This window comes from Bradyrhizobium sp. 2S1, from assembly GCF_011516625.5.
Taxonomy (GTDB): domain Bacteria; phylum Pseudomonadota; class Alphaproteobacteria; order Rhizobiales; family Xanthobacteraceae; genus Bradyrhizobium; species Bradyrhizobium septentrionale.
In genome coordinates this window covers 3,692,648-3,717,386 of record NZ_CP147717.1, presented here as the reverse complement: position 1 = coordinate 3,717,386, position 24,739 = coordinate 3,692,648, and the positions used below count along the sequence as shown (strand labels likewise).

25 protein-coding genes are annotated in these 24,739 nt (G+C 64.2%); 5 read left to right on the top strand and 20 right to left on the bottom strand.

The window, feature by feature from the left end; genetic code table 11:
- Window positions 1-74 precede the first annotated feature (74 nt).
- On the top strand, window positions 75-1,289 hold the full coding sequence (locus tag HAP54_RS17480; protein ID WP_166302100.1) for a cytochrome P450: 1,215 nt from the start codon (window positions 75-77) through the stop codon (window positions 1,287-1,289).
- 71 nt (window positions 1,290-1,360) lie between these two features.
- On the opposite strand, the gene HAP54_RS17475 is transcribed toward HAP54_RS17480, so the two are convergent.
- Entirely contained in the window at window positions 1,361-2,173 is an 813-nt protein-coding gene (locus HAP54_RS17475) for a response regulator (protein WP_016847263.1), read from the bottom strand.
- Between the two features lie 268 nt (window positions 2,174-2,441).
- Here HAP54_RS17475 and HAP54_RS17470 point away from each other — a divergent pair, with 268 nt between their 5' ends.
- Together HAP54_RS17470 and HAP54_RS17465 are read left to right on the top strand one after the other, a co-directional pair.
- The gene (locus tag HAP54_RS17470) at window positions 2,442-2,648 is read left to right on the top strand and encodes a NepR family anti-sigma factor (RefSeq protein WP_166302097.1); all 207 of its coding nucleotides are present in this window, start codon (window positions 2,442-2,444) and stop codon (window positions 2,646-2,648) included.
- Window positions 2,648-3,196: a sigma-70 family RNA polymerase sigma factor gene (locus HAP54_RS17465; protein ID WP_029077729.1), complete on the top strand. Its 549-nt coding sequence runs from the start codon at window positions 2,648-2,650 to the stop codon at window positions 3,194-3,196. The genes HAP54_RS17470 and HAP54_RS17465 overlap by 1 nt, the downstream gene beginning before the upstream one ends.
- 109 nt (window positions 3,197-3,305) lie before the next feature.
- Here HAP54_RS17465 and HAP54_RS17460 read toward each other — a convergent pair whose 3' ends face one another.
- Entirely contained in the window at window positions 3,306-6,218 is a 2,913-nt protein-coding gene (locus HAP54_RS17460) for an EAL domain-containing protein (protein WP_166302094.1), read from the bottom strand.
- Window positions 6,219-6,437: 219 nt separating this feature from the next.
- On the opposite strand from HAP54_RS17460, the gene HAP54_RS17455 reads away from it, so the two are divergent.
- Window positions 6,438-6,803: a methylamine utilization protein gene (locus tag HAP54_RS17455; protein ID WP_166302091.1), complete on the top strand. Its 366-nt coding sequence runs from the start codon at window positions 6,438-6,440 to the stop codon at window positions 6,801-6,803.
- A 125-nt stretch (window positions 6,804-6,928) separates the two neighbouring features.
- On the opposite strand, the gene HAP54_RS17450 is transcribed toward HAP54_RS17455, so the two are convergent.
- Window positions 6,929-7,912, bottom strand: coding sequence for a hypothetical protein (locus HAP54_RS17450; protein WP_166302088.1), 984 nt, complete (start codon window positions 7,910-7,912; stop codon window positions 6,929-6,931).
- 312 nt (window positions 7,913-8,224) lie between these two features.
- Between HAP54_RS17450 and HAP54_RS17445 the strand changes: the two genes are divergently transcribed.
- Entirely contained in the window at window positions 8,225-8,386 is a 162-nt protein-coding gene (locus HAP54_RS17445; protein WP_166302085.1) for a hypothetical protein, read from the top strand.
- A 47-nt stretch (window positions 8,387-8,433) separates the two neighbouring features.
- Here the strand turns inward: HAP54_RS17445 and HAP54_RS17440 are convergent, their stop codons facing one another.
- From HAP54_RS17440 to urtA, 17 genes are all read right to left on the bottom strand, one after another.
- Entirely contained in the window at window positions 8,434-9,462 is a 1,029-nt protein-coding gene (locus tag HAP54_RS17440; RefSeq protein WP_166302082.1) for a cytochrome-c peroxidase, read from the bottom strand.
- A 185-nt stretch (window positions 9,463-9,647) separates the two neighbouring features.
- Window positions 9,648-11,309 carry a CHASE domain-containing protein gene (locus HAP54_RS17435; protein ID WP_029077734.1) on the bottom strand — a complete coding sequence of 554 codons (1,662 nt, stop codon included), beginning with the start codon at window positions 11,307-11,309 and terminating at the stop codon, window positions 9,648-9,650.
- A gap of 413 nt (window positions 11,310-11,722) precedes the next feature.
- Window positions 11,723-12,382: an urease accessory protein UreG gene (gene ureG, locus HAP54_RS17430; RefSeq protein WP_166211009.1), complete on the bottom strand. Its 660-nt coding sequence runs from the start codon at window positions 12,380-12,382 to the stop codon at window positions 11,723-11,725.
- A 183-nt stretch (window positions 12,383-12,565) separates the two neighbouring features.
- Window positions 12,566-13,303, bottom strand: coding sequence for an urease accessory protein UreF (locus HAP54_RS17425; protein WP_166302079.1), 738 nt, complete (start codon window positions 13,301-13,303; stop codon window positions 12,566-12,568).
- On the bottom strand, window positions 13,284-13,928 hold the full coding sequence (locus HAP54_RS17420) for an urease accessory protein UreE (RefSeq protein WP_166302076.1): 645 nt from the start codon (window positions 13,926-13,928) through the stop codon (window positions 13,284-13,286). The genes HAP54_RS17425 and HAP54_RS17420 overlap by 20 nt, the downstream gene beginning before the upstream one ends.
- 7 nt (window positions 13,929-13,935) lie before the next feature.
- Window positions 13,936-14,235 (bottom strand): putative quinol monooxygenase, encoded by a 300-nt coding sequence (locus HAP54_RS17415; RefSeq protein ID WP_029077737.1) that lies wholly within the window; start codon window positions 14,233-14,235, stop codon window positions 13,936-13,938.
- Window positions 14,236-14,262: 27 nt separating this feature from the next.
- Window positions 14,263-14,562: a putative quinol monooxygenase gene (locus tag HAP54_RS17410; protein WP_166302073.1), complete on the bottom strand. Its 300-nt coding sequence runs from the start codon at window positions 14,560-14,562 to the stop codon at window positions 14,263-14,265.
- 50 nt (window positions 14,563-14,612) lie between these two features.
- Window positions 14,613-16,328, bottom strand: coding sequence for an urease subunit alpha (gene ureC / locus HAP54_RS17405; protein WP_166302070.1), 1,716 nt, complete (start codon window positions 16,326-16,328; stop codon window positions 14,613-14,615).
- Window position 16,329: 1 nt separating this feature from the next.
- Window positions 16,330-16,884 (bottom strand): HD domain-containing protein, encoded by a 555-nt coding sequence (locus HAP54_RS17400; protein ID WP_166302067.1) that lies wholly within the window; start codon window positions 16,882-16,884, stop codon window positions 16,330-16,332.
- Between the two features lie 5 nt (window positions 16,885-16,889).
- The gene (locus tag HAP54_RS17395; protein ID WP_028334688.1) at window positions 16,890-17,195 is read right to left on the bottom strand and encodes an urease subunit beta; all 306 of its coding nucleotides are present in this window, start codon (window positions 17,193-17,195) and stop codon (window positions 16,890-16,892) included.
- A gap of 110 nt (window positions 17,196-17,305) precedes the next feature.
- Window positions 17,306-17,608 (bottom strand): urease subunit gamma, encoded by a 303-nt coding sequence (locus HAP54_RS17390; RefSeq protein ID WP_166302064.1) that lies wholly within the window; start codon window positions 17,606-17,608, stop codon window positions 17,306-17,308.
- A gap of 28 nt (window positions 17,609-17,636) precedes the next feature.
- Entirely contained in the window at window positions 17,637-18,473 is an 837-nt protein-coding gene (locus HAP54_RS17385; protein WP_166302061.1) for an urease accessory protein UreD, read from the bottom strand.
- Between the two features lie 50 nt (window positions 18,474-18,523).
- A complete protein-coding gene (gene urtE / locus HAP54_RS17380; protein WP_029077744.1) occupies window positions 18,524-19,219 on the bottom strand; it encodes an urea ABC transporter ATP-binding subunit UrtE in 696 nt (231 codons plus the stop codon).
- A 4-nt stretch (window positions 19,220-19,223) separates the two neighbouring features.
- Window positions 19,224-19,985, bottom strand: coding sequence for an urea ABC transporter ATP-binding protein UrtD (gene urtD, locus HAP54_RS17375; RefSeq protein WP_166302058.1), 762 nt, complete (start codon window positions 19,983-19,985; stop codon window positions 19,224-19,226).
- A 4-nt stretch (window positions 19,986-19,989) separates the two neighbouring features.
- Window positions 19,990-21,159 carry an urea ABC transporter permease subunit UrtC gene (gene urtC, locus HAP54_RS17370; RefSeq protein ID WP_166302055.1) on the bottom strand — a complete coding sequence of 390 codons (1,170 nt, stop codon included), beginning with the start codon at window positions 21,157-21,159 and terminating at the stop codon, window positions 19,990-19,992.
- Window positions 21,156-22,751, bottom strand: coding sequence for an urea ABC transporter permease subunit UrtB (gene urtB, locus HAP54_RS17365; RefSeq protein ID WP_166307974.1), 1,596 nt, complete (start codon window positions 22,749-22,751; stop codon window positions 21,156-21,158). The genes urtC and urtB overlap by 4 nt, the downstream gene beginning before the upstream one ends.
- A gap of 195 nt (window positions 22,752-22,946) precedes the next feature.
- Window positions 22,947-24,242, bottom strand: a complete 1,296-nt coding sequence (gene urtA / locus HAP54_RS17360) for an urea ABC transporter substrate-binding protein (RefSeq protein WP_414646201.1) — start codon at window positions 24,240-24,242, stop codon at window positions 22,947-22,949.
- Between the last annotated feature and the right edge of the window lie 497 nt (window positions 24,243-24,739).

Here is a 24,739-nt window from a genome sequence, read left to right as displayed (position 1 = left end):
AAACGAGGCTCCCCTTGCCATACCCGAGTTAATTGACTATGGTCAATTAACTGATCATAAGACGGGAGGATGCAATGAGCGCCCTTGCGAGCCCCCTCGCCGGCGAAATTGTCCGCAGCGATTTCGATCCGTTCAGCCCTGCAACGCGGGCCGATCCCTACGGCACTTACGCGGAGCTGCGTGCCGCGGCGCCGGTCATTCGCCTGACCAAATACGACATCTGGGCGGTGCCGCGCTTTGGCGAGGTCAAGACGATCTTCGGAGACCACGCCAACTTCAGCAACGCCGGCGGCGCCGGGCTTGCCAACCACTTCAAGGAAGAGCCGTGGCGGCCGCCGAGCATCGTGCTGGAAGCCGATCCGCCGCTGCACACCCGGACCCGCGCGGTGCTCGCGCGCATCCTCTCGCCCGGCGCGATGCGACGGCTCGCGGACGACTTCAAGGCAAAGGCGGCACGGCTGGTCGACGAACTGGTCGCGCGCGGATCGTTCGACGCGATCACGGACATCGCCGAGGTGTTTCCGGTCAGCGTGTTTCCCGACGCGCTCGGCATCGACCAGGAGGGACGCGAGAATTTCCTGACCTATGGCGCGATGGTGTTCGCCGGCTTCGGACCCGAGAACGACTATTTTCGCAACCTGATGAAAGAGGCGCCGCGCGTGCTGCCCTGGGTCGCGGCGCGCTGTCAGCGCGAGGCGCTGCGGCCGGGCAGCTTTGGCGCGCAGGTCTACGAGGCGGCCGACACCGGCGAGATCAGCGCGGAGGAAGCGCCGTTGCTGGTGCGTTCGCTGCTCTCGGCCGGGCTCGACACCACGATCAGCGCGATCGGCATGGCACTGTGCACGCTCGCGCGCCATCCTGACCAATGGGCGCTGCTCGCGGCCGATCCGTCGTCGCTGTCGCGCGCGGCGTTCGACGAGACGCTGCGCTTCGATTCACCGGCGCCGTTCGTGTTCCGCACCACGCCGCATGACACCGAGATCGCGGGCGTTGGGATCGGCAAGCACGAGAAGGTGCTGCTGCTGGTCGCCTCCGCCAACCGCGACGAGACGCGCTGGGAGCATGCCGACCAGTTCGACATCAGACGGCGGCTGTCCGGGCACATGGGGTTCGGCATCGGCATCCACGGCTGCGTCGGGCAGATGGTGGCGCGGCTGGAGGCGGAGGCCGTGATCGCAGCGCTCGCGGCCCGCGTGAAGCAGTTCGACGTTGCGGGCCCCACAGCCTTCCGCGACAGCTCGGGCCTGCGGGCGCTCAGCACGATGCCGGTCCGCGTCACACCGAAATAGCAGGCCACCCTAGAAAAATCCGGCGCACCTTGCGATGCGCCGGATCAGTCGACCAGCTTACCTTCAGAACTTCATGCCGACGCCGCGCGCGGCGTGCGGTTGCGCGAGTTGCGCTGGAAGAACAGCGCCTGGCTCGCCACCGCCGACACCATGGCCGGCTGGAACGGCTTCGAGATCAGGAATGCCGGCTCCGGCCGCTCGCCGGTCAGGAAGCGTTCGGGATAGGCGGTGATGAACACCACCGGCACCTCGAAGGTCCGCAGCAGCTCGTTCACCGCATCGAGGCCCGACGAGCCGTCGGCGAGCTGGATGTCGGCGAGGATCAGGCCCGGCTTCTTGTTCTTGGCGAGCGCCACCGCATCGGAGTGCGTGCGCGCAACGCCGATCACGTTGTGACCGAGATTCTTCACCAGGCTCTCGAGGTCCATGGCGATGAAGGTCTCGTCCTCGATGATCAGAACGTCGGTGGCGATCTCGGCGGCCATCTCGCGGCCGGCGGCATCGGTCAGCTTGCGCGTCTCGGCGATGTCGGTGCCGAGAATGTAGCCGACCTCCTCCTCCGAAAAGCCCTCAAGCGACAGCAGCAGGAAGGCCTGGCGGGGCAGCGGCGTAATGTTGGAAAGCCGGCGCTCCGGCGGCAGCGACAGCGTCGCCACGTCGGCATTGTCATTGTTATTCACCGACACCGAATTCCAAATCTGGGTGAACAGCCGAAACAGCCCGGCGCGCGGGCCGTGCGTCTGGTCCAGCAACGATCCGTCCTGCAACAGGGCCTCGAGCATGGCCCCGACATAGGCGTCCCCCGACGCCTGGTTTCCGGTCAGTGCGCGGGCATAGCGGCGCAGCAGCGGAAGGTGTTCGGCAACGATCTGCGATCGGGACATTCCCACTCCATCCTTGTTCGTGAGGCCTGCCGGCCTGAAACCCGTTGTCCGGGGGCGGCGCATCCATTTCGAGGCCCCCCCGGTTCCCCTGCATCCCCGATTACGCGTGAACGACGAAAAAGTTCCACGAAATAGTTCCAGCCTTCCGGAACTTTCTGCGCAACTTTGCATTAGCTCGTGACCGACGAGGCAACGCGGCCAGCCTCTAATTTCGAGGAAACATCTTGGAAATCAGAGACTTAACTCCCGGGGAAGCGTGGATCACATCATGAAGGAAGTAAAGAAGCAGGGCGGTCTCAACGCCGAGATTCAATCGAGAATCGGCCACCAGCTTCGCGCCATGTACGACGACGTGGTGCGACAGGGGGTGCCCGACCGCTTTGCGGAGCTGATCCGCAAACTCGACGGACCCGAGGCTGCCGCGGCGGCCGCCGCCGGGGGTGGTGATACCGACAAGAACAATGGAGGGGACTAATGCCTCTCACGAATGAACTTCGCGACGACATTCTTGCGTCGGTCCCGAGCCTGCGCGCGTTCGCGATCTCGCTGTCCGGTAATGGTGACCGCGCCGACGATCTGGTGCAGGAGACCCTGCTGCGCGCGATCGCCAATATCGACTCGTTCCAGCCTGGCTCGAACCTGCCCGCGTGGCTGTTCACCATCCTTCGCAACCTGTTTCGCTCCGACTACCGGAAGCGGCGGCGCGAGGTGGAGGACGCCGAGGGCAACTATGCCAAGACGCTGAAGAGCCAGCCGTCGCAGACCGCTCATCTGGAGTTCGAGGAATTCCGCACCGCACTCGAAAAGCTGCCGCAGGACCAGCGCGAGGCACTGATCCTGGTCGGCGCCTCCGGCTTCTCCTACGAGGATGCCGCGGCGATCTGCGGCTGCGCGGTCGGCACCATCAAGAGCCGCGTCAACCGCGCGCGATCGAAGCTGAGTGCGCTGCTCTATGTCGATAGCGCCGAGGATTTCGGCCCCGACAACACCGTGCGCGCCGTGATCGGCGGCAATGGCGGCTGAGCGCGACCGATGTTGAATGCGAAAAGGCGGCCCCGATCGGGCCGCCTTTTTGATTGGGAAACAACGAGATCGCGTTCGCGCGACCGGCAGACGCCTCGTCTTCGCAGCGTTAGCTGGCCATCGCCTTCTCGACAGCGGCCGGCTTGAAGCCGTTTCTCAATTCGAGGATCTTGGCCGCGATTTCGGTCACCGGGACCGGATGGCTGAACAGGAAGCCCTGGGCCTCGTTGCAACCTTCCGCCCGCATGTGATTCAGCTGCTCGACGGTCTCGATGCCCTCGGCGATCGTGGTCATGCCGAGGCTTTTGCCGAGACTGATGACGGCGCGGACGATCGACTTCGATCCATGCGTCGCCGTCGCGTCGCGCACGAAGGATTTGTCGATCTTGAGCTTGTCAAAGGGAAAACTTCGCAGATAGCTCAGCGATGAATAGCCGGTGCCGAAATCGTCCAGCGCAATGCGCAGCCCCTGCGCCTTCAGCTTGTGCAGCGTGGCAAGGGTCTCGTTGCTGTTGGCGAGGAAGACTGATTCGGTGATTTCGAGCTCCAGCCGGCGCGGCGACAATTTTGACGCGGCGAGCGCGTTGACGACAACGTCGATAAAGTCGGGGTCGCGAAACTGGACCGCCGAGACGTTGACCGCGAGCTTCATCTCGCTGGGCCAGGTGACGGCCTGCTCGCAGGCACGATTGAGCACCCATTCTCCCAGCGGGCAGATCAGCCCGATCTCTTCCGCGATCGGGATGAACTGGTCCGGCGGCACCAGTCCGCGCTTCGGGTGATGCCAGCGCAGCAGCGCCTCGAAGCCGCAGATGCGGTCGAGATTGAGATCGTAAAGCGGCTGGTAGAACAGCGAGAACTCGTCCTTGACCATCGCCTCGCGAAGGTCGAGCTCGAGCGCCCGGCGCCGCTGCAGGCTGGCGTCCATCGCGGGTTCGAAAAATCGCCAAGTGCCCCGGCCTTCCATCTTGGCGCGGTACAGCGCGACGTCGGCGTTCTTCTGAAGCTTCTCGCCGGTGGTGCCGTCGCCCGGCGACATCGAGATGCCGACGCTACATCCGACGATGACGCGATGCCCGTTCAGTTCGTACGGGGCGCCGACGCATTCGACGATGCGGCGAGCGAGGCGCTCGGCCTCGTCTCCGCCCTGGACGCCGCATTGAATGACCGCGAACTCGTCGCCGCCCAAACGCGCGACGGTGTCGACCTCACGGACGCAGGCGTTGAGCCGGTCCGCGACCGCACAGAGCAGTTCGTCGCCTACCGGATGCCCGAGCGTGTCGTTGACCTGCTTGAAATTGTCGAGGTCGAGGCAGAACACCGCGAAGCCAAGTCCACGGCCGACCTGAGCAACCGCCAGCTCGATCCGTTCGGCGAGCAAAGTGCGGTTCGGCAGCTTGGTCAGGGCATCGTGCCGGGCCATGAACGCGATCTGCGACTCGGCGCGTTGTTGTTCGGTGACGTCCTCACAGGTGACGAGCCAGCCGCCGTCGGAGGTCGGCCGTTGCGCGATGGCGATGATCCGTCCATCGCTGAGATGCTGCAGATAGTTGCCGCCCTCCTGCTGGCCCATCGATCGCTCGCGCTCGGCCAGCAGGTCGGCGACGGTGCGATCGCCATGATTGCCCGCGGCGATGCTGAGGTCGAGCACGTCCTCCATGGTCATGCCGGGAACGACGAGCTCCGGCGAAATATCGAAGATCTCGCAGAACCGGCGATTAGCGACCTGCAGCCGCGCCTCGCTGTTGTAGAGGCACAAGCCTTGCGACATATGCGTGAGCGCCGCATCGAGCCGCAGATTGGTTTCATGCAGCTCTGCCTTCTGCTGCTTCAGCGCGGAGATGTCGCTGTAGACGAGGACGACGCCGCCCTCCTGCGTCTCGCTCCGGCTGACGCGCAGCCAGCGTCCGTCGGACAGCTGCGCTTCGCTCGCGAAACCGTCGATGTCACCTTCGGTCGGAGCGAGCTCGGGAGCCTCCAGTCGATCCGATTGCAGCAGCTGCGGCGAGAGACGAATGAATTCACTGGCGCGCGAGTTGGCCAGGGCAATCTGGCCGTCCGCATCGAGCAGCACGACGCCTTCACGCGACGTTTCGAGCGCATCCGAAAGCCGCGCCTGCGCGGAGCGGCGTTGCGACACCTCCTGATCGACCATCCGCCTGATATTGTCGCGCATCGTTTCCATGGCGGTCAGCAGGATGCCCAGTTCGTCGGTGCCGCCCTTGGGGACGGTCGCATCAAGGTCGCCGCCGGCGATGCTGCGCGCGGCGCGGGATGCAATGGCGACCGGTCCGATGATGCGGCGCGCCAGCAACCATGAAAACAGTGCCGACAGGAACAGCGCGACGGTCAGCCCGGCCACGTTGAGCTGCAGGTCACGCTTGATGGTCGAGAGCGCCTTCTGCCGGAACAGGAAGCCGTCGCCAGCCGTATAGTTGACCAGCAGCTCGACCTGCTGGCCGACGATCTTGGAGTAACGATCGACGTCGCCGACCGTCGTACTCGATGCGGGCGGATCCGACGCCGGGCTTCCCTCCAGGGGCGATCCGATCGCACGGCGATGCAGCGCCATCCAGGCGTCGGCGGCTTCCTGAACCTTGGCGGCGGCTTGCGCAGCCCGCGAGGACTGCGACCGGTCGGCAGCGATCGTCAGGTCTTCCGAGAGCGTCCTGGCGAGCTTTTCGATCTGGCTGTCGAGGCTGGCACGGATCTCGGGATCCGTGGTCAGCAGGCGCTGCGACGAAGCCACCCGCATCGTGGCGAAATCTGCGCCCGCCGCGCGGGCGTAGTTGATCGACATCAGGGATTCGTCGAACGTCTTGGCCACCAGATCGCCGGCGTGACGGATGCCGAGGATGGAGTATCCGCCGAGCGCGACGGCAATGGCGCTCATCGCAAGGCAGAAGATCAGAATCTGGGCGCGGATCGAGCCAGTCGTCAGCGCAAAGCGCGACAGGCGGCCGGTTGCGTACCGAAGCGCCGCACTGCTCTTCACCGTGAGATTGCCCAAGAGGCTATCCATGCCCGCGTTTCGCCGTAGTGCTCGGTACTCAAGCTACGCAGAAACGCGCAGCGCATGCGGAAAATGACTGTCTGCTCAAAATTGCCTTAGTAGTGACTGGAACTCATGCTGAAATCGTTAAGATCAGCTTGCGATAATCACCCTCACAGGTAATCCCTGAGGCGACTTTTGCAGCCTTGTGTAGCGGTATCCGGTGGTCGAGGTTCAGGCGGGGGTCTCATGCAGTCAGGCTTGTTGCGCGGCTTGCGCCTCGGCAAGTTCAGCCGTGTGCCATTTGCGGCCGCGATTGTCACGGGAGTGCTCACCGGAGCCGCTTTGGGTGCAGCCCCGTACGTCATTTCGCAGAAGGATCGTGAATTCAAACCCGCGGAAATCTCGATCAAGCGGGGCGAGGCTTTACGGTTCGTTAACGATGACGGCGAGCTGTTGCATCACGCTTATTTGAGCACCGAGACGTTCAGCTTCGACTCCGGCGACCAGCAGCCGGGCAGCAAATTCGACGTCACCTTTTCGGTACCCGGCGACTACACCGTGTTGTGCGGCATTCATCCGAAGATGAAGCTCGCCGTCCACGTCGCCAAATAGCCAGGCTCAACTAGAGCGTTTTCGAGCGAAGTGGACGCCGGTTCGCGTGAAGAAAACGCGCCAAAACAAGAATCTAGAGCTTCGGTTCTGATTCAATCAGAACCGAAAATGCTCTGGCGACGATCTTACAGGACCGAGGTCTTGAAGATCGCGGCATGGCCGAAATAGTAGACGAATAGCGTCAGAGACAGCGCGGCACAGAGCGCGACCGGGGCGAGCCACGCCGGGCGACGATCGCGTTGCAGGACCTTGTTGTCGGCCACGATCGCAAACAGGACGGCGATGATCGCCGAATGTCCGATCGTGTCGATCTTGCCAAATTCGAAGCACGCGCTGATGAACATCCCGGCGAGCACGGCGGCGGCGCAGCGCCGGATCAACGGCGTCCAGATCAAGGCAAAGGCGAGCGTGAATTCCACCATGCCCGCGGCGCGCATGTAGAACTCATTGTCAAAGCCGAGGGTCATCGAGGCATGCTCGATCAGGAGCGGGAAGCTCCTCTCCGGATAGGCCCATTTTTCGATCGAGGCCCACATCAACGTCACCGCCGCGGCGTACCGCATCACGTCGATCGGCCGGATTCCGAACAGATCCTTGTTCAGCCCGACCAGCGCGAAATAGGCGGCAACGCCGAGAAAGATCGGGTAATCGGCGAGATGGAAGACGCCGTAGCCTTGGACGCCGATTCCGAACAGGATCGCCATCCCGGCGGCCGACAGCGGCATCGTGCGTCGCGACAGCATGCCGGCGGCGATGCCGAGTTGCAGCGCGCCGACCAGCGGTGACGACGTCTTCAACTCGGGGGTCAGCAGGATGCCGCCGACGGCCCAGATCGAAATGAAGAAGAACGCGCAGACCGCGCGCATCATCAACTCGGTGTGCAGCCGCAATCCCGCGGTGACGCGGTCGAGCACCCGGATCGTCGCGTCCCCCAGCGACGTCGGCTCGATCACGCAGCCCGCAAACAGCCAGAAGACGGCGATGCCGAGCAGCAGTTCAAAGTCGAGGCAAAGGACATTCTCGAGTCCGCGCGGCTGGCCGGCGACGTCGTAGGCACAGAACCATTTGACATGCGCCTCGGCACTGCGCGCGGCTACGACACAAAACAAAACCGCTGCAAGGCACGTGGCAGAAAAGGAGCGCACAGCCGAGCCGGCATCTCGCGCCCATCCACTAAACATTTGAACCAACCGCCCACACACACGCTTAAGGACTTGTTTAACTTATATCAAATTTTAAGCTTTGCGCCTGCCCCAGACAGCCGCTGGTTGCATTGTGGTTAATTGCGACGGACCAGCCCAGCCCGTCCCTTTGTGCAGTCTTTACAGCCGGTTCCCTCAAATTTTAGCTAATTCCGGCACGGGAGCTCAATTCAACTGTCGTAGTGAAATCCGGACAAATCGGTTCGGGAGGCCGGTACAATGTTCGGAGCGTTGAGTGTCGTGAGTATCGGGGTGGGCTCGGCCCTCGCCTACGTGACCAAATCGCATCCTTCGCGCGTGGAGACGCTGGAGACCTGCGCGGGTGCCTTCCTGATCGTCGGACTTGGCCTGCTCGGGGCTGCGCTGCCGCACCTGGCCTGAGCGAGTCCTGTTCTCGACAGCCTTGTTCTCGACAGCCTGGGCCGCGGTCATCGCGGCAGCTTGGGCACCCCGGGCACCGGTGGATTGGTGGCGGTCAGCGTTTCAAGAAAGGCGATGAGATCCTTCTTCTCGGCTGCCGTCAGCGACAGCGGCTTGATGTCGGGCGACCGGCTCGGCCGTTCGATCCCGCCCTTGTTGTACAGCTCGATGACATCTTCCAGCGTCGCGACCGATCCGTCGTGCATGTAGGGCGCGCGGCGCGCGACGTCGCGCAAGGTCGGGGTCTTGAACGCATATTTCAGCTTCGCCGACGTCGGAAAGAAACGGCCGCGCCCGATGTCATGCCCCTTGGCGGTGCCGATATCCTGAAACGATCCGTCGGAGAAGGACGGGCCACTGTGGCAGGCCGAGCAACGCGCCTTGCCGTTGAACAGCTCAAAGCCGTGCTGGGCCGATGCGCCGATCGCGCTATTGTCGCCCTTGATCCAGCGGTCGAACGGCGCCTCGCCTGCAATGATCGAGCGCTCGAAGGTCGCCAGCGACTGCTCGATCCTCGGCCGCGTGATCGCGCCGTCGCCGAACGCGCGGCCGAACGCATCGACATAACCGGGGATCGCCGCAAGGCGCGCGATCAATTCCGGCTCCGTCATATTCAGGTTCATGGGAGACAGGATCGGGCCGAACGCCACGGATTCGAGATCCTTGAACTTGCCGTCCCATCCGAGGGGCTCGAAGAAGGCCACGTCGATCAGCGTCGGCGAGCGGATCGGCAGGCCTTTCGGGTCCTCACCGATCGCGCGCGGCAGGCCATCGCCCCAGGACAGGCTTGGCCTGTGGCAGCTCGCGCAAGAGTGCGTCTTCGACCGCGACAGCAGCGGATCGAAGAACAGCATCTGCCCAAGCGCGGATTTGGCCTCCGAGTAGGGATTGCTGCTCGGGAAGGGAACAACCTCCGGCCGGCGATAGCTGGCACGAATTGTCGCAGGGTCGCCGGGCGCCGTCGCCGGGGTTAGCGCAAGCGACAGCCCTACCGGCAAAACTGCCACGAGCAAGGTCAGGCTGACCCAAAGCCTCATCGGGGTCCTCAGACGGTATCCTGCCCGGTATATGCCGAAGCATGTTCAACGAAGTTTTAACAATCGGTTGCGGGTTAGTACGGATGGCCGGCGCCGGTCACGAATGATGCCGGCGCTTCGCGCGCGCTTGACTTCGATCAATCCGGGCAGCGGCAGAGTATCACAACCTGAGGCAGCTGCAGCTGCTACTTCTTCACGGGGCGCACCGGCGCGGAGATCTGCTCGGTGCGGTCGCGCTCGGTCATGTCGACCACGGTGTCCATCGGCGCGGTCAGCTCGTAGACATAGGAGACGTCGGTGAAGTAGCGCTTCGCGGTGCCGCCGAGCGCCTCCGGCGCGACACGGTCGAGCAGGATCAGGCCGAAATCGCTGTCGGCCCGCCGCGTCGCCTGGCTGGTGTTGAACTCCTCCCAGCGGAAATTGAAGACCGCGTCCTCGCCGTCGCCGACCACCTCCCAATTGGCGACGATGTGCGGATGCTTGCCGACCAGCGACAGCCCCTCGTCGGAGTGCGAGGCGAGCTCGAAGAACAACAGCGACAGCGATTGCGCGGCGCGCGCGCTCACCGTGATGTCGGGTCCGTTCACCGCGATCCGGTCGGCATGCGGGATCGAGCGCGATTCGAACAGGCCCTTCAGCTTGACGCCCTGCCACTGGCTCTCGCTGAGCAGCGTGACGACGTTCGACATCGCATGGATGCGCCCGATCAACAGCTCGCGCGCGACGTCGATATCGGCGCCGTGCCGCAGCGTGCGGGTCACGATCGACTGGATCACCGCAAGGATGTTCTTGACCCGATGGTTGAGCTCGTCGATGACCGCGGTCAGCCGGCGCTCGAAACCGATCCGGACCTCGATCTCGCGGCTGAGGCGCAGGTTGTTGTAGGCGACATAGCCGAACAGGCCGCAGACGATGCCGGTGAGCGCCAGGCCGATCGCCGCGACGATGGTCGCGGTCTGCTGCGCACGCACCGTGGCATTGCTCTTGGCGTAATAGTCGAGCGACCAGTCGCGGCCGCCGAATGTGACCGTGCGGACCATCGACGGCATCGGGCCGTCCTGGCGCACCGCGCGCGAGGTGACGATGCCCTGCTCGTTGGCGGTGAACTCGTCGTTGGAATCGCGCGGATCCTTCAGCGCCACCGCGAACAGCGAGGAATCGTCGTTGGTCAGCATCAGCGACGACAGCTCGTAGGAAAAGGTGATGAAGCCGGCCGGCTCGGATGCGCCCTCCTGGAACACCGGCGCGGCGAGCACGACGCCGACCGGGCCGTTCTGCCGCAGCAGCGGCACCGGGTCCGAGGCCACCGGCTTGGCGTCTGTCATCGCCCGCGCCAGCATCGGACCGACCACCGAATGACGGTCGAAAGCGCGGCCCGGGATGCTCAGGGTTTCGGGATTGCGCGGCTCGACGTCCATCAGCACATTGATCGGCTTGTCGAGCGCCTTGAGGTCGAGCGCCTGGTCGTCGAAGTCCCGGATGGTCGGGTTGGTGAAGCCGTTGGCCTTGAGCTCGGCCTCCGCCGCGGCCAGTTCGTCCGGCTTGAGCCGCGCGATCCAGGCGGCGAACACGAAATCGGTCTTGAAGGCGTAGATCGCCGAGCGCAGCGGCTGCAGCATATTGGCCTTCACCATCGACGGCGTCCGGAACAGCCCCGAGGCCACCCGCGCCAGCAGCTCGCGCTCGGTCAGCCGGTCCTGCACCAGGCTGGCATGGACGTCGATCGCCCGCGCCAGCGCGATACCGTCGATCGCGAGCTCCTGATCGTGCACTCGATAGGCGGCAAGACCGGAGAGCAGAACTCCGATCAGTGCAATCAAGGCAACGATGAAGCCCAGTCGAACCACACGCTTACTCGGCAATCAGGGGGTGGCGAAAGGGGACGGAAAGCATCTGGCTTCTGCGGGAGCGGCGATAACTCAGGGTGCGAAGACGGCCGGCCGCAAAGGAATATGGAATAGCGATCATCGGTACGCAACAGGAGCCGGTCGGCAACATTAACGACGACGCCACCCGGCGGTCTTTGGCGGCGCCAAAGGTTGCTAATCGTCAAAGTTGGAAATTGTTCCGGCGATTGCGCAGCTTTTTCGCGGCGGACGTGCGCCGGACTACTGCCTCACCGTCATCCTGAGGCGCGAGCGTAGCGAGCCTCGAAGGATGAACGGCCCGGCTGGTGGCCGTCGACCCTTCGAGGCTCGCTACGCGAGCGCCTCAGGGTGACGGTCAAAGGACACTGGTGATCTGCCACAATGATTAACGGCTAGCCCGCCTTCGTACGTGCCTTGGCCGCCTTGCCCGTGGCCTGCGACCGAAGGCCGCCCTTGGTCTCGATGAAGCTGATGATGCGGTCGAGGCCGTCGCTCTTCTTCAGATTGGTCATCACGAAGGGCCGCTCGCCGCGCATCCGCCGGGCGTCGGTGTCCATCTTCTCCAGCGACGCACCGACATGGGGCGCGAGGTCGATCTTGTTGATCACGAGGAGGTCGGATCGCGTGATGCCGGGGCCGCCCTTGGAGGGGATCTTGTCGCCGGCGGCAACGTCGATGACGTAGATCGTGAGATCGGCCAATTCCGGCGAGAAGGTCGCCGCCAGATTGTCGCCGCCGGATTCGATCAGCACCAGGTCGAGGTCGGGGAATTTGGCCCGCATGTCGGCGACCGCGGCGAGGTTCATCGAGGCGTCCTCGCGGATCGCGGTGTGCGGGCAGCCGCCGGTCTCGACGCCGGCGATGCGGTCCGGTGTCAGCGAGCCGGAGCGCACCAGGAACTCGGCGTCCCATTTGGTGTAGATGTCATTGGTGATCGCGGCGATGTCGTAGCGCTCGCGCATCGACTTGCAGAGCAGGTCCATCAGCGCGGTCTTGCCGGAGCCGACCGGACCACCGACGCCGACCCGCAACGGGCCATGAGAAGTGGGCATGTGAGAAGCTCTCTCTGTTATCGTCGTCCCGGCGCAGGCCGGGACCCATTACCACGAATTGAATTGTTGCGAGAAGCTGGAGCCCCAGCGTTGCACAAGCACAGAAGCCTGTGGTTATGGGTCCCGGCCTGCGCCGGGACGACGGTTGAGGACGCGGCGCTGGCATTGTCGCTCGATTGCGCATCATGACCGGAACAGCCTCGTATATTGCGTCTCGTGACGCAGGCTGGCGAGATCGGCCCGGAAGGTCGCGCTGCCGAGATCGTCGAGCGAGGCGGCGCCGGCTCGCGTCGCAGTCGCGGCAACGACCGGCTCGAGATCGGCCAGCACGCGCTGGCTGTCGGTCTGCCCCAGCGGGATCAGCCGGCTGCCTGCGGAAATCCAGTTGGAGACGACGGCGTGCAGGAAGGCGCGCAGCAACGGCGCAAGCGGAATGCCATGCACGGCGCTGACGATGCCGAGCGCGACGGGATAGACGATCGCGCCGTCGCAGGCCGCAATCATCGCGTCGAGGCCGGGTGAATTCCAAGCCGCGCGGGCGATCTCGATGAAGGCGCGTCCCTGCGTCGTGGTCTCGAGCTGCCGTTCGCGCGACGGCACGAAGGCCGCGGCGAGCTCGGCGATCTCCTTCAACCCGCTGTGGTCGTGCTCCGACGCCGCGCGATGGCTTTGCGCCAGGAACAGGGCGTCGCAAAATCCGCTGCCGTCAGCGAGCATCGCCGCGAGCCAGCCGCGCAGCGAGGCGGCGTCGGTGATGTCGCCGGCCTCGACCGCCCATTCGATGCCGCTGGAATAGGCGAACGCCCCGACCGGAAAGGACGGCGACAGCCACGTCATCAGCCGGTACAGCGCGGCTGCCTCATCCTCCGTGATTCCGCCGCGCACCGCGGCGGGATCAGGCTCATTTGCGGTCATGAGCATGGGAGTGGTCGTGGTGATGATGAGCATGATCGCAATGCTCATCATGATGGTGGTGGTCGTGGTCCTGCGCCTGATCATGGTGATGACCATCATCGTGATGGTGACCATCCCCGTGGTGGTGACCATGATCGTGCGCATGGCTATGAGCGTGATCGTGCCCGGTATGACCATGCGCGTGCTCATCGGCATGCGCATGCTCGGCATAGGCGCCGCCCTCGGGATCGAACGGCGCCTCGATCTCGATGACACGGGCGCCGAGCCCCTTGACCATCGCCTCGATCACGTGATCGCGGCGGATGCGCAGGCCTTTCGGCATGATCTGCGTCGGCAGATGGCGGTTGCCGAGATGCCAGGCGACCCGGATCAGATGATGCGGATCGCTGCCGCGGATTTCCGCGAGCGGCTCCGGAGCCGCGACCACCTCGACAAGGCGGCCGTCCTCCAGCACCAGCGCATCGCCGCCGCGCAATGCGACGGCGTTTTCGAGATCGAGCAGGAATTCGAGCCCGCGCGTGCCGGTCATCGCCATCCGCCGCCGGTGCCGGTCGTCGAAATCGAGCACGACGGTATCGGCCGCCGCTTCAGTCCAGCGATGCTGTCCCAGAACCTTGGTTGCGCGGATCATCGATGCCTCAGAGCTTCTCGACCTTGGCGTCGCTGATGATCTCGATCACCGTCGGGCCGGTCTTCATCTGCGCGGAATATTCGCGCCATACCTTCATGTGCGGCGCCCTGGCATGCGCGTTGAGATCCTCGCGGCTCTCCCAGCGCTCGACCACCACATAGAGGTTGGGATCGTTGACGCTGACATTGCCGTCATAGGAGATGCAACCTTTCTCCTTGCGGGTCTCGACCGTGCAGGCCTTGTGGCCCTTGATGAAGTCGTCGCGATTCTCCGGCTTCATCGGCGTGGTGGCGATCACATAGATCATGCTGCTTGTCCCGTTCTTGTTGTTATCTTAGCGGACGTCGACCTTCTCGGGCGTGATCACCTCGATCTTGGGCGGCGCGGCCATGCACTTCACGGCGACCCGGCCGAACGTCTTCATGTGCTCGGCGGTGCGATGCGGCACCAGCGCCTCGGCGTTCTCCCACTGCTCGACGAACACCATCTTGCTGTGGTCGGTGACGCTCTCGTGCAAATCATAGGCGATGTTGCCGGGCTCCTTGCGGGTTTCCTTGATGCAGGCGGTCGCCGCAGCGATGAATTCGGCGCGGGACTCGGGCTTGATGGTCAGCGTGGCTACGACGTAAATCACGGAAATTCCTCCCGATTTTTCTCTTTTGGCTTCGGATACCGGGAGCGGTTTTAGAACATAAAGTAACGCTGTGCCATGGGCAGCACCTCGGCCGGTGCGCAGGTCAGAAGCTCGCCGTCTGCGCGTACCTCATAGGTCTCCGGATCGACCTCGATCTTCGGGGTCGCATCGTTGTGGATCATGCTCTTCTTGGAGATCTTGCCGCGGGTGTTCTGCACCGCGTAGAGCTTCTTGCTGATCCCGAGCTTGCGGGCGAGGCCGCCGGTAACCGCGGCCTTCGAGGTGAACACCACCGAGGATGCGGTCAACGCCTTGCCGAAGGCGGCGAACATCGGCTGGTAGTGCACCGGCTGGGGCGTCGGGATCGAGGCGTTGGGATCGCCCATCGGCGCCGCCACGATCGAGCCGCCCTTGATGATGCAGTCCGGCTTGACGCCGAAGAACGCCGGCGACCACAGCACGAGGTCGGCCAGCTTGCCTTTCTCCACCGAACCGATCAGCTTCGACACGCCATGCGCGATTGCGGGGTTGATGGTGTATTTGGCGATGTAGCGCTTGACGCGGAAATTGTCGTTGTCGTTGCCCTTGTCCTGCGGCAGCGCTCCGCGCTGCTTCTTCATTTTGTCGGCGGTCTGCCAGGTGCGGATGATGACCTCGCCGAGCCGGCCCATCGCCTGGGAGTCCGACGACATCATCGAGAGCGCGCCGAGATCGTGCAGGATATCCTCGGCGGCGATGGTCTCCTTGCGGATCCGGCTTTCGGCGAAGGCGAGGTCCTCGGCGATCGACGGATCGAGGTGATGGCACACCATCAGCATGTCGAGATGCTCGTCGATTGTGTTGCGGGTGAACGGCCTTGTCGGATTGGTCGAGGACGGCAGCACGTTCTTCAGGCCTGCGATCTTGATGATGTCGGGCGCGTGGCCACCGCCGGCGCCCTCGGTGTGGAAGGCATGGATGGTGCGGCCCTTGAATGCCTTCACCGTGTCCTCGACGAAGCCGGATTCGTTCAGCGTGTCCGAGTGCAGCATCACCTGGACGTCGTAATCGTCGGCGACCGACAGGCAGGTGTCGATGGCCGATGGCGTGGTGCCCCAGTCCTCGTGCAGCTTCAGCGCGCAGGCGCCGCCCTTGATCATCTCGACCAGCGCCGCCGGGCGCGAGGCGTTGCCCTTGCCCGAGATGCCGAGATTGACCGGAAAGGCGTCGAACGACTGGATCATCCGCCCCATGTGCCACGGGCCGGGCGTGCAGGTGGTGGCGAAGGTGCCGTGCGAGGGGCCAGTGCCGCCGCCCAGCATCGAGGTGACGCCAGCCATCAGCGCGTGCTCGATCTGCTGCGGGCAGATGAAGTGGATGTGGCTGTCGAATCCACCGGCGGTGAGGATCTTGCCCTCACCCGCGATCACATCGGTGCCGGGCCCGATGATGATGGTCACATTGGGCTGGATGTCCGGATTGCCGGCCTTGCCGATCGCGGCGATCATGCCCTCCTTGATCGCGACGTCGGCCTTCACGATGCCCCAGTGATCGACGATCAGCGCGTTGGTGATGACGGTATCGGCCGCACCCTGCGCATTGGTCACCTGCGACTGCCCCATGCCGTCGCGGATCACCTTGCCGCCGCCGAACTTCACCTCCTCGCCATAGGTGGTGAGATCCTTCTCGACCTCGATGATCAAATCGGTGTCGGCGAGCCGCACCTTGTCGCCGGTGGTCGGCCCGAACATGTCGGCATAGACGGAACGTTTGATCTTCACGGACATATCAGCCCCCAGTTTCAGCCAGCGCAGCCTTGGCGCGCGCAATGGTGTCGTCGAAAATACGGTCGAGCCGCGAATTGATCCCCCGGCAACCGGCAACAACCTTGCCGGCCCAGGCCGCATAATCGGCCAGATCGTCGCGCTCGTCCTTGCTTGGATGCGGCACGATCCGGGCGTCGATATTGCTGACCTTGTCGGCAATCTTGATCAGCTTTGCATCGGGCGATTTATGCGGCGCGTCGTCGATCTGCCTTTGTCGGCGCACGGCCTTTGGAAGACTCATGTCGTCGGTGCATTCGACCACCAGCGAGGCAACACGCTCGCTGAGTTTTTGCGCGAGCTCCTCGCGCGTGGTCTCGGTATCCTCGATGGTGTCGTGCAGCCAGCCGGCCGCCACCAGCTCGGCATCGGCGCCATCGGTCACTTGCGCCAGCAGGTTCGCGACCTCGGCGAGATGATTGATGTAAGGCTCGCTCCCCCGCCCCTTGCGCGCCATCCCGTTATGACGGCGCGCGGCAAGCTCGGCAGCCTCGGAGACCATGCGGAGCGCGGGAAGCATTGGACCTAAAGCTTCCCCTTCACCTCGGCGCGGAAGCCGTAGATCACGCGCTTGCCGGCGAGTGCGACAAGCTGGACGTCGCGGGTCTGGCCGGGCTCGAAGCGGACGGCGGTGCCGGCGGCGATGTCGAGGCGCATGCCGCGGGCTTTCTTGCGGTCGAATTTCAGCGCCGGGTTGGTCTCGAAGAAATGGTAGTGCGAGCCGACCTGGATCGGACGGTCGCCGGTGTTGGCGACCGACAGCGTCACGGTCTTGCGGCCGGCATTGAGCTCGATCTCGCCGTCCTTGATGAAGAGTTCGCCGGGGATCATGTCCTTCTCCTCGTCATTCCGGGGCATGCGAAGCATGAACCCGGAATCTCCTTAAACAATCTCTGGATTCCGGGTTCGGCCTTCCGGCCGCCCCGGAATGACGCTCGTGACTATCGGATCGGCTCGTGCACGGTGACGAGCTTGGTGCCGTCGGGGAATGTCGCCTCGACCTGGATGTCGTGGATCATCTCGGGGATGCCGGCCATCACCTGATCGCGGGTCAGGACCTTGGCGCCGGCCTGCATCAAATCGGCGACGGTGCGGCCGTCGCGTGCGCCCTCCACGATGAAATCGGTGATCAGCGCGATCGCCTCGGGGTGGTTCAGCTTGACGCCGCGCTCCAGCCTGCGGCGCGCCACCATGGCCGCCATCGAAACCAAGAGCTTGTCCTTTTCGCGGGGAGACAAATTCATGCGAGCACTCTGATCGTTCTGATGAGGTCTAGTTGAGCCACAGCCGCGGCAGCGGGACCATGGAGGCGCGGCCGAGCACCGTCATCATATCGGCGCGCAGCCGGGCCGCATCTTGGGCACAGAAGCGCGCCATTGCAAAGCCATTCCAGGCGGAGATGCCGACTTCGCCGCCGAAGCTGTCCGACGCCTCGCGGATGCGCTCGATCAAGGTCTCGTCGCCCGGCACGATCAGCGCCGTGCCGATTGCGCAGCCGCCAGCCGCGATCGCGGGCCGTGCGAGCTTCTCGCCGATCTCGCCGTCGAGCCTGATGGTCTCGGCGAACACCAGCCGGCCGCCACGCCGCATCCGCCATCGGTCGACGAATTCGCCATGGCGCATGGTCTCGCCCATCGCAGCACGGCCGAACACGACGATCTCGGAGAGCAGGAGCGAAGCGCCTTCCGCGAGGTCGATGTCGAAGCTCCGGACGATACGGGCGCGGTCGAACAGGATGGTCTCCTGCGGCAGCCAGGAAAGATGCGCGCCGTTCGCGACCTTCAGCGCGATGGCGAGCCGAGCCGGCGCTGCCGGCGCGCGATAGACCTTTTCGGCTGCCGCCGTGGTCAACGTCAGGCGGGCGCCCTCGCCGGCTCCAATCGCAATGTCGAAGCGGTCGCCGCCGGCAATGCCGCCAGCGGTGTTGACGAGCATGGCCGAGAGGCCGTCGTCCTCCGGCGATGGAAAGCGGACGCGCAGCGAGCCTGACTCATGCAGGTCGCCGCGGCGGGTGGCGCCATCCTTGCGGTGCACGCCGAACCTGACAGCACCCTGGGCGCGGTTGGCCGCAAACGTCGCCGCTGCCGCGCCTGCGATCCCGGTCCGCATTCCCCCGACGCTCCCTCACGCACGCCGCGCGAGGCGGCGTCATAGCTGGTTCACAGCGCCATCTGGCGGCTGATCTCGGCGGGATCGAGGTTCGCGCGGTCGCAGGCATATTTCACCGCACCCCGGTCCATCACGGCAAAACTGTCGCCGAGTTCGCAGGCAAAGTCGAGATATTGTTCGACCAGCACGATTGCGATGTTGCCGAGGTTGCGCAGATAGGAAATGGCGCGGCCGATGTCCTTGATGATCGAGGGCTGGATGCCTTCGGTCGGCTCGTCGAGCAGCAGCAGCTTTGGCCGCATCACCAGCGCGCGGCCGATCGCGAGCTGCTGCTGCTGGCCGCCGGAGAGGTCGCCACCGCGGCGGCCCAGCATGGTCTGCAGCACCGGAAACAGCGAGAACACGTCATCGGGGATGTTGCGGTCTTCGCGCTTCAGCGGGCCGAAGCCGGTCTTGAGGTTTTCTTCCACCGTCAGCAACGGAAAGATCTCGCGGCCCTGCGGCACGAAGCCGATGCCGCGCCGCGCTCGCTCGTAGGGCTTCAGCGCGGTGATGTCCTTGCCGTCGAAATTGATCGCGCCGGAGGCGATCGGGTATTGCCCGACCATGGCGCGCAGCAGCGAGGTCTTGCCGACGCCGTTGCGGCCGAGCACACAGGTGACCTTGCCGGGCTCTGCGGTCAGCGACACGCCGCGCAAGGCCTGCGCCGCGCCGTAATAGAGGTTGATGTTGTCGATCTTCAGCATCGCGCTAGCGCCCCAGATACACTTCGACCACCCGCTCATTCGACGACACCTGGTCGATCGAACCTTCGGCGAGCACCGTGCCTTCGTGCAGGCAGGTCACCTTGACGCCGAGCTCGCGCACGAAGGTCATGTCGTGCTCGACCACCATGATGGTGTGGTTCTTGTTGATCTCCTTCAGAAGCTCCGCAGTCAGATGGGTCTCGACATCGGTCATGCCGGCGACCGGCTCGTCGACCAGCAGCACCTTGGGGTCCTGCGCCAAGAGCATGCCGATCTCGAGCCACTGCTTCTGGCCGTGCGACAGGCTGCCGGCGAGGCGGTTGCGCGCATCGGTCAGGCGAATGGTCTCGAGCACCTTGTCGATGCGCTCGGACTCGGCCTTGCTGCCGCGCCAGAACAGCGTGCCGCGCACGGAATGATCGACATTGAGCGCGAGCAGCAGATTGTCCTGCACGGTCTGGCTCTCGAACACCGTCGGTTTCTGGAACTTGCGGCCGATGCCGAGCTCGGCGATCCGGGTCTCGTCGAGCCGGGTCAGGTCGACGGTGCCGTCGAACAGCACCGCGCCCTCGTCCGGCTTGGTCTTGCCGGTGATGATGTCCATCATCGTGGTCTTGCCGGCGCCGTTCGGGCCGATGATGGCGCGCATCTCACCGGGCGCGAGCGTCAGCGACAGATTGTTGATGGCGTGAAAACCGTCGAACGAGACGTGCACGCCGTCGAGATAGAGCATGGCCGAAGTGGCGCGGGTATCCATGACGTTCATCTGCCTACTCCGCCGGGTTCGGTGCGCCGACGCCGTCTTCGCGCGCGGCGCTTTCCCGGTCGGCCGCAAGGGCCGCGCTACGCCGCGTCTCCCACCAGCTGTTGAAGGTGCCGACGATGCCCTTGGGCAATAGCAGCGTGACCAGGATGAACAGCGCGCCCAGCATGAACAGCCAGTACGGCGCGAGCGGCCCCGATGTGAAGACCGTCTTGGCGTAATTGACGACGACGGCGCCGAGCGCCGCTCCGATCAGCGTGCCGCGGCCGCCGACCGCGACCCAGATCACCGCCTCGATCGAATTGCCGGGGGCGAATTCGCTCGGATTGATGATGCCGACCTGCGGCACGTAGAGCGCGCCGGCGACGCCGGCCATGCAGGCCGACAGCGTGAACACGAACAGCTTGTAGGATTCGACGCGATAGCCGAGGAATCGGGTCCGGCTTTCGGCGTCGCGCACCGCGATCAGGACCTTGCCGAGCTTCGAGGTGACGATCGCGCGGCAGATCAGGAAAGCGATGATCAGCGCAAGGCAGCTCAGCAGGAACAGCGTGGCACGGGTCCCTTCGGCCTGCACGTTGAAGCCGAGGATGTCCTTGAAGTCGGTCAGGCCGTTGTTGCCGCCGAAGCCGAAATCATTGCGGAAGAATGCCAGAAGCAGCGCATAGGTCATCGCCTGCGTGATGATCGAGAGATAGACGCCGGTGACGCGCGAGCGGAAGGCGAGCCAGCCGAAGCAGAAGGCGAGCAGGCCCGGCACCAAAAGCACCATCAGCGCGGCAAATGCGAATTTGTCGAAGCCGTACCAGTACCAGGGCAGCTTGTCCCAGTTCAGGAACACCATGAAGTCGGGCAGAACAGGATTGCCGTAAACGCCGCGGCTGCCGATCTGGCGCATCAGATACATTCCCATGGCGTAGCCGCCGAGCGCGAAGAACGCACCGTGACCGAGCGAGAGGATGCCGCAATAGCCCCAGATCAGGTCGATCGAGAGCGCTAGGATGGCGTAGCAGACATATTTGCCCCACAGCGCCACCAGATAGGTCGGCACCTGGAACATCGAGCCCTGCGGCAAAAGCAGGTTCGACAGCGGGATCAGCACCCCGACCGCGGCAACGAGCAGGACGAACGCGGTCGCGGCGCGGTCGAGCGAACGGGTGAGGATGTGCGGCGTCATGCTTCCACCGCCCGACCCTTGAGCGCGAACAGGCCGCGCGGCCGCTTCTGGATGAACAGGATGATCAGCACCAGGATCGCGATCTTGCCGAGCACCGCACCCGCCACCGGCTCCAGGAACTTGTTGGCGATGCCGAGCGTGAAGGCGCCGACCAGCGTGCCCCAGAGATTGCCGACGCCGCCGAACACCACGACCATGAAACTGTCGATGATGTAGCTCTGGCCGAGATTCGGGCTGACATTGTCGATCTGCGAAAGCGCCACGCCGGCAATGCCGGCGATCCCCGAGCCAAGGCCGAAGGTCAATGCGTCGACGCGCGAGGTGGCGATTCCCATCGAGGCCGCCATGCGGCGGTTCTGCGTCACCGCGCGCATCTCGAGCCCGAGCGCGGTGTAGCGCAGCATCGCGAGCAGGATGGCGAACACCGCGAGCGTGAAGCAGAGGATCCAGAGCCGATTATAGGTGATGGTGATCTGACCGAGCTCGAAGGCGCCGCTCATCCAGGAGGGATTGCCGACCTCGCGGTTGGTCGGGCCGAACGCGGTGCGCACCGCCTGCTGCAGCACCAGCGACAGGCCCCAGGTCGCGAGCAACGTTTCCAGCGGACGGCCGTAGAGGAAGCGGATGATCGTGCGCTCGATCAAAACACCGATCATACCGGCGACCAGGAAGGCGAGCGGCACCGCGATCAGCAGCGAATAGTCGAACAGCGCGGGATAACGGGTCCGGATCACCTCCTGCACCACGAAGGTGGTGTAGGCCCCGAGCATCACCATCTCGCCATGCGCCATGTTGATGACGCCCATCACGCCGAAGGTGATGGCAAGCCCGATCGCGGCGAGCAGCAGCACCGAGCCGAGCGACAGGCCGTACCAGGCATTCTGCACCATCGACCACATCGCGAGATTGCTCTGGATCGAGGTGACCGCGGTTGCCGCCGCCTGGGCGACCAGCGGCGGCTGGTCGCCGAGTCCGGTGAGCAGCGCCAGCGCCTCCTGGTCGCCGCGCGCCTTGACCACGGCGACGGCGTCGAGCTTGTCGCTGTCGGACGCATCCGACTTGAACAGGATGATGGCGGCGCGCGCCTCGGCGAAAGCCTGCTTGATCGACTTGACGCTCTCCTTGGCGAGCGCGCCCTCCACCGTCGGCAGCAGGTTCTCCTCGTGGCTCTTGAACACCGACTGCGCAGCCGCGAGCCGCTTGGCCGGATCCGGCGACAACAGCGTCAGGCCGCCGAGCGCGGCCTCCACGGTGCGGCGCAGGCGGTTGTTGAGGCGAACGGCGGCGGCGTTGTCGGGCAGCTTGTCGACGGCAGCGCCGGTGGTGGCGTCGATGATCTTGCCGTCGGCCTGCGTGATGAAGACCTTCTTGCTGTCCGGATCGGCCGACAGCCGGCCGTCCTGCAGCGCGCTGATGATGGGCGAGGCCAGCGCATTGCCCGATGCGGCAACCCCGCCGATCGCCTCCTCGGTGTCGGAGAACTCGTCATTGGCGAATTTGGCGACGGAATCCTCGAACGGGCCGGCCAGCGCCGGAACGGCGAAACAGCTCAGCAGCAGGATCGAGAGAAGCAGCGCACGAAAGCGATCAATACAATTGGCGAACACGTCAGTACCCCGGCAGGAGTGTGAGGAGAAGGCGGCGAGCTGTGCCGCCTTCTCCAGGTTCTTGGATGGTTGTGTTGTGTCGTTGTTGAGGTCAGGACTTTTGTTTGAGCGTGATCTTTTCGGAAAACCGCTTCGCACTTTGCGCTAACGCGGCCCTCCGGGTCCGGATCAAGCTCTCCATCAGGAGCCCTGGCCGCCGCACTTGTTGGTCTTGGTGTTGTAGTTGCCGCACTTCTTGCCGACCCAATCGCCGATCAGGTCCTTGGAGCCCTCGAGCTCCTTCGACCAGGCATCGCCGGCCACCAGGCCCGGGGTCTTCCACACCACGTCGAACTGGCCGTTGGCCTTGATCTCGCCGATGAACACCGGCTTGGTGATGTGATGGTTCGGCAGCATCTTCGAGGTGCCGCCGGTCAGGTTCTTGGCTTCGATGCCGGGCAGCGCGTCGATCACCTTGTCGGGATCGGTCGACTTCACCTTCTCGACCGCCTTGACCCACATGTCGAAGCCGATCACGTGCGCTTCCATCGGATCGTTGGTCACGCGCTTCGGATTCTTGGTGTAGGCCTGCCACGCCTTGATGAACTTCTCGTTCTCGGGCGTCTTGATCGACTCGAAGTAGTTCCAGGCGGCGAGATGGCCGAGCAGCGGCTTGGTGTCGATGCCGGCGAGTTCTTCCTCGCCGACCGAGAACGCGACCACCGGAATGTCGGTCGCCTTGATGCCCTGGTTACCGAGCTCCTTGTAGAAGGGGACGTTGGCGTCGCCGTTGATGGTGGAGACCACGGCGGTCTTCTTGCCGGCCGAGCCGAACTTCTTGATGTCGGCCACGATCGTCTGCCAGTCGGAATGACCGAACGGCGTGTAGTTGATCATGATGTCTTCCGGGGCGACGCCCTTCGACTTCAGATACGCCTCCAGGATCTTGTTGGTGGTGCGCGGATAGACGTAGTCGGTGCCGGCCAGCACCCAGCGCTTCACCTTCTCGTCCTTCATCAGATAGTCGACGGCGGGGATCGCCTGCTGGTTCGGCGCGGCACCCGTGTAGAACACGTTGCGCTCGGATTCCTCGCCCTCATACTGCACCGGGTAGAACAGGATATTGTTCAGCTCCTTGAACACCGGGAGCACGGACTTGCGCGACACCGAGGTCCAGCAGCCGAACACGACCGCAACCTTGTCCTTGGTGATCAGCTCGCGCGCCTTCTCCGCAAACAGCGGCCAGTTCGATGCGGGATCGACCACGACGGCCTCGAGCTTCTTGCCAAGCACGCCGCCCTTCTTGTTCTGCTCGTCGATCAGGAAAAGGATGGTGTCCTTCAGCGTGGTTTCGCTGATGGCCATGGTGCCGGAAAGCGAATGGAGGACGCCAACCTTGATGGTGTCGTCGGCCGCTTGCGCGGGCGCGAACGGCGAGGACGCAGCCAGGCCCAAAACCAGGCCGGCCGTCGCCGCGAGCGCGCGGCGGCGGGTCATCGTCGTTATTTTGTGAGTACGCTGAGTAAGCATGAAATGTCGTCTCCCTGACGCAGGCGTGAACGCTTGCGAAACGGCCGCTTGGCCGCCTGCGGTGAAGGGAATCGCAAGAACTGTGCCACGGTGCGCGGGCACCTTAAGCCAATGAACCGGCTGGATAATTTTGCGAGTTCCGGGCAAATACGGAAATCGATTGCTCAATCATTGGGCCGTCATCTTGACTGCCGAAAGTGCAATCAGATTATTTTGTAGGCAAATTTGCCGTTTTGGCTAAAATTCCGGCACCGATTTGTGACAGTTTGCGCGAGCGATCGGCGAACTTCGGGCACCGATCCGGCAATCTCACCTTGAAACCGCCCTGTTCCTGGTCCATATCCTCGCCATGCCCGCGAAATCGCGGTGCCTTCGCGAGCTGCGTGTACAAGCCGCCCCAAGCGGCTTCTGGCTCGCCTTTCAGCTAACCCAGCTTGACGCCCCAGACACGCGGGTGTCCCGAA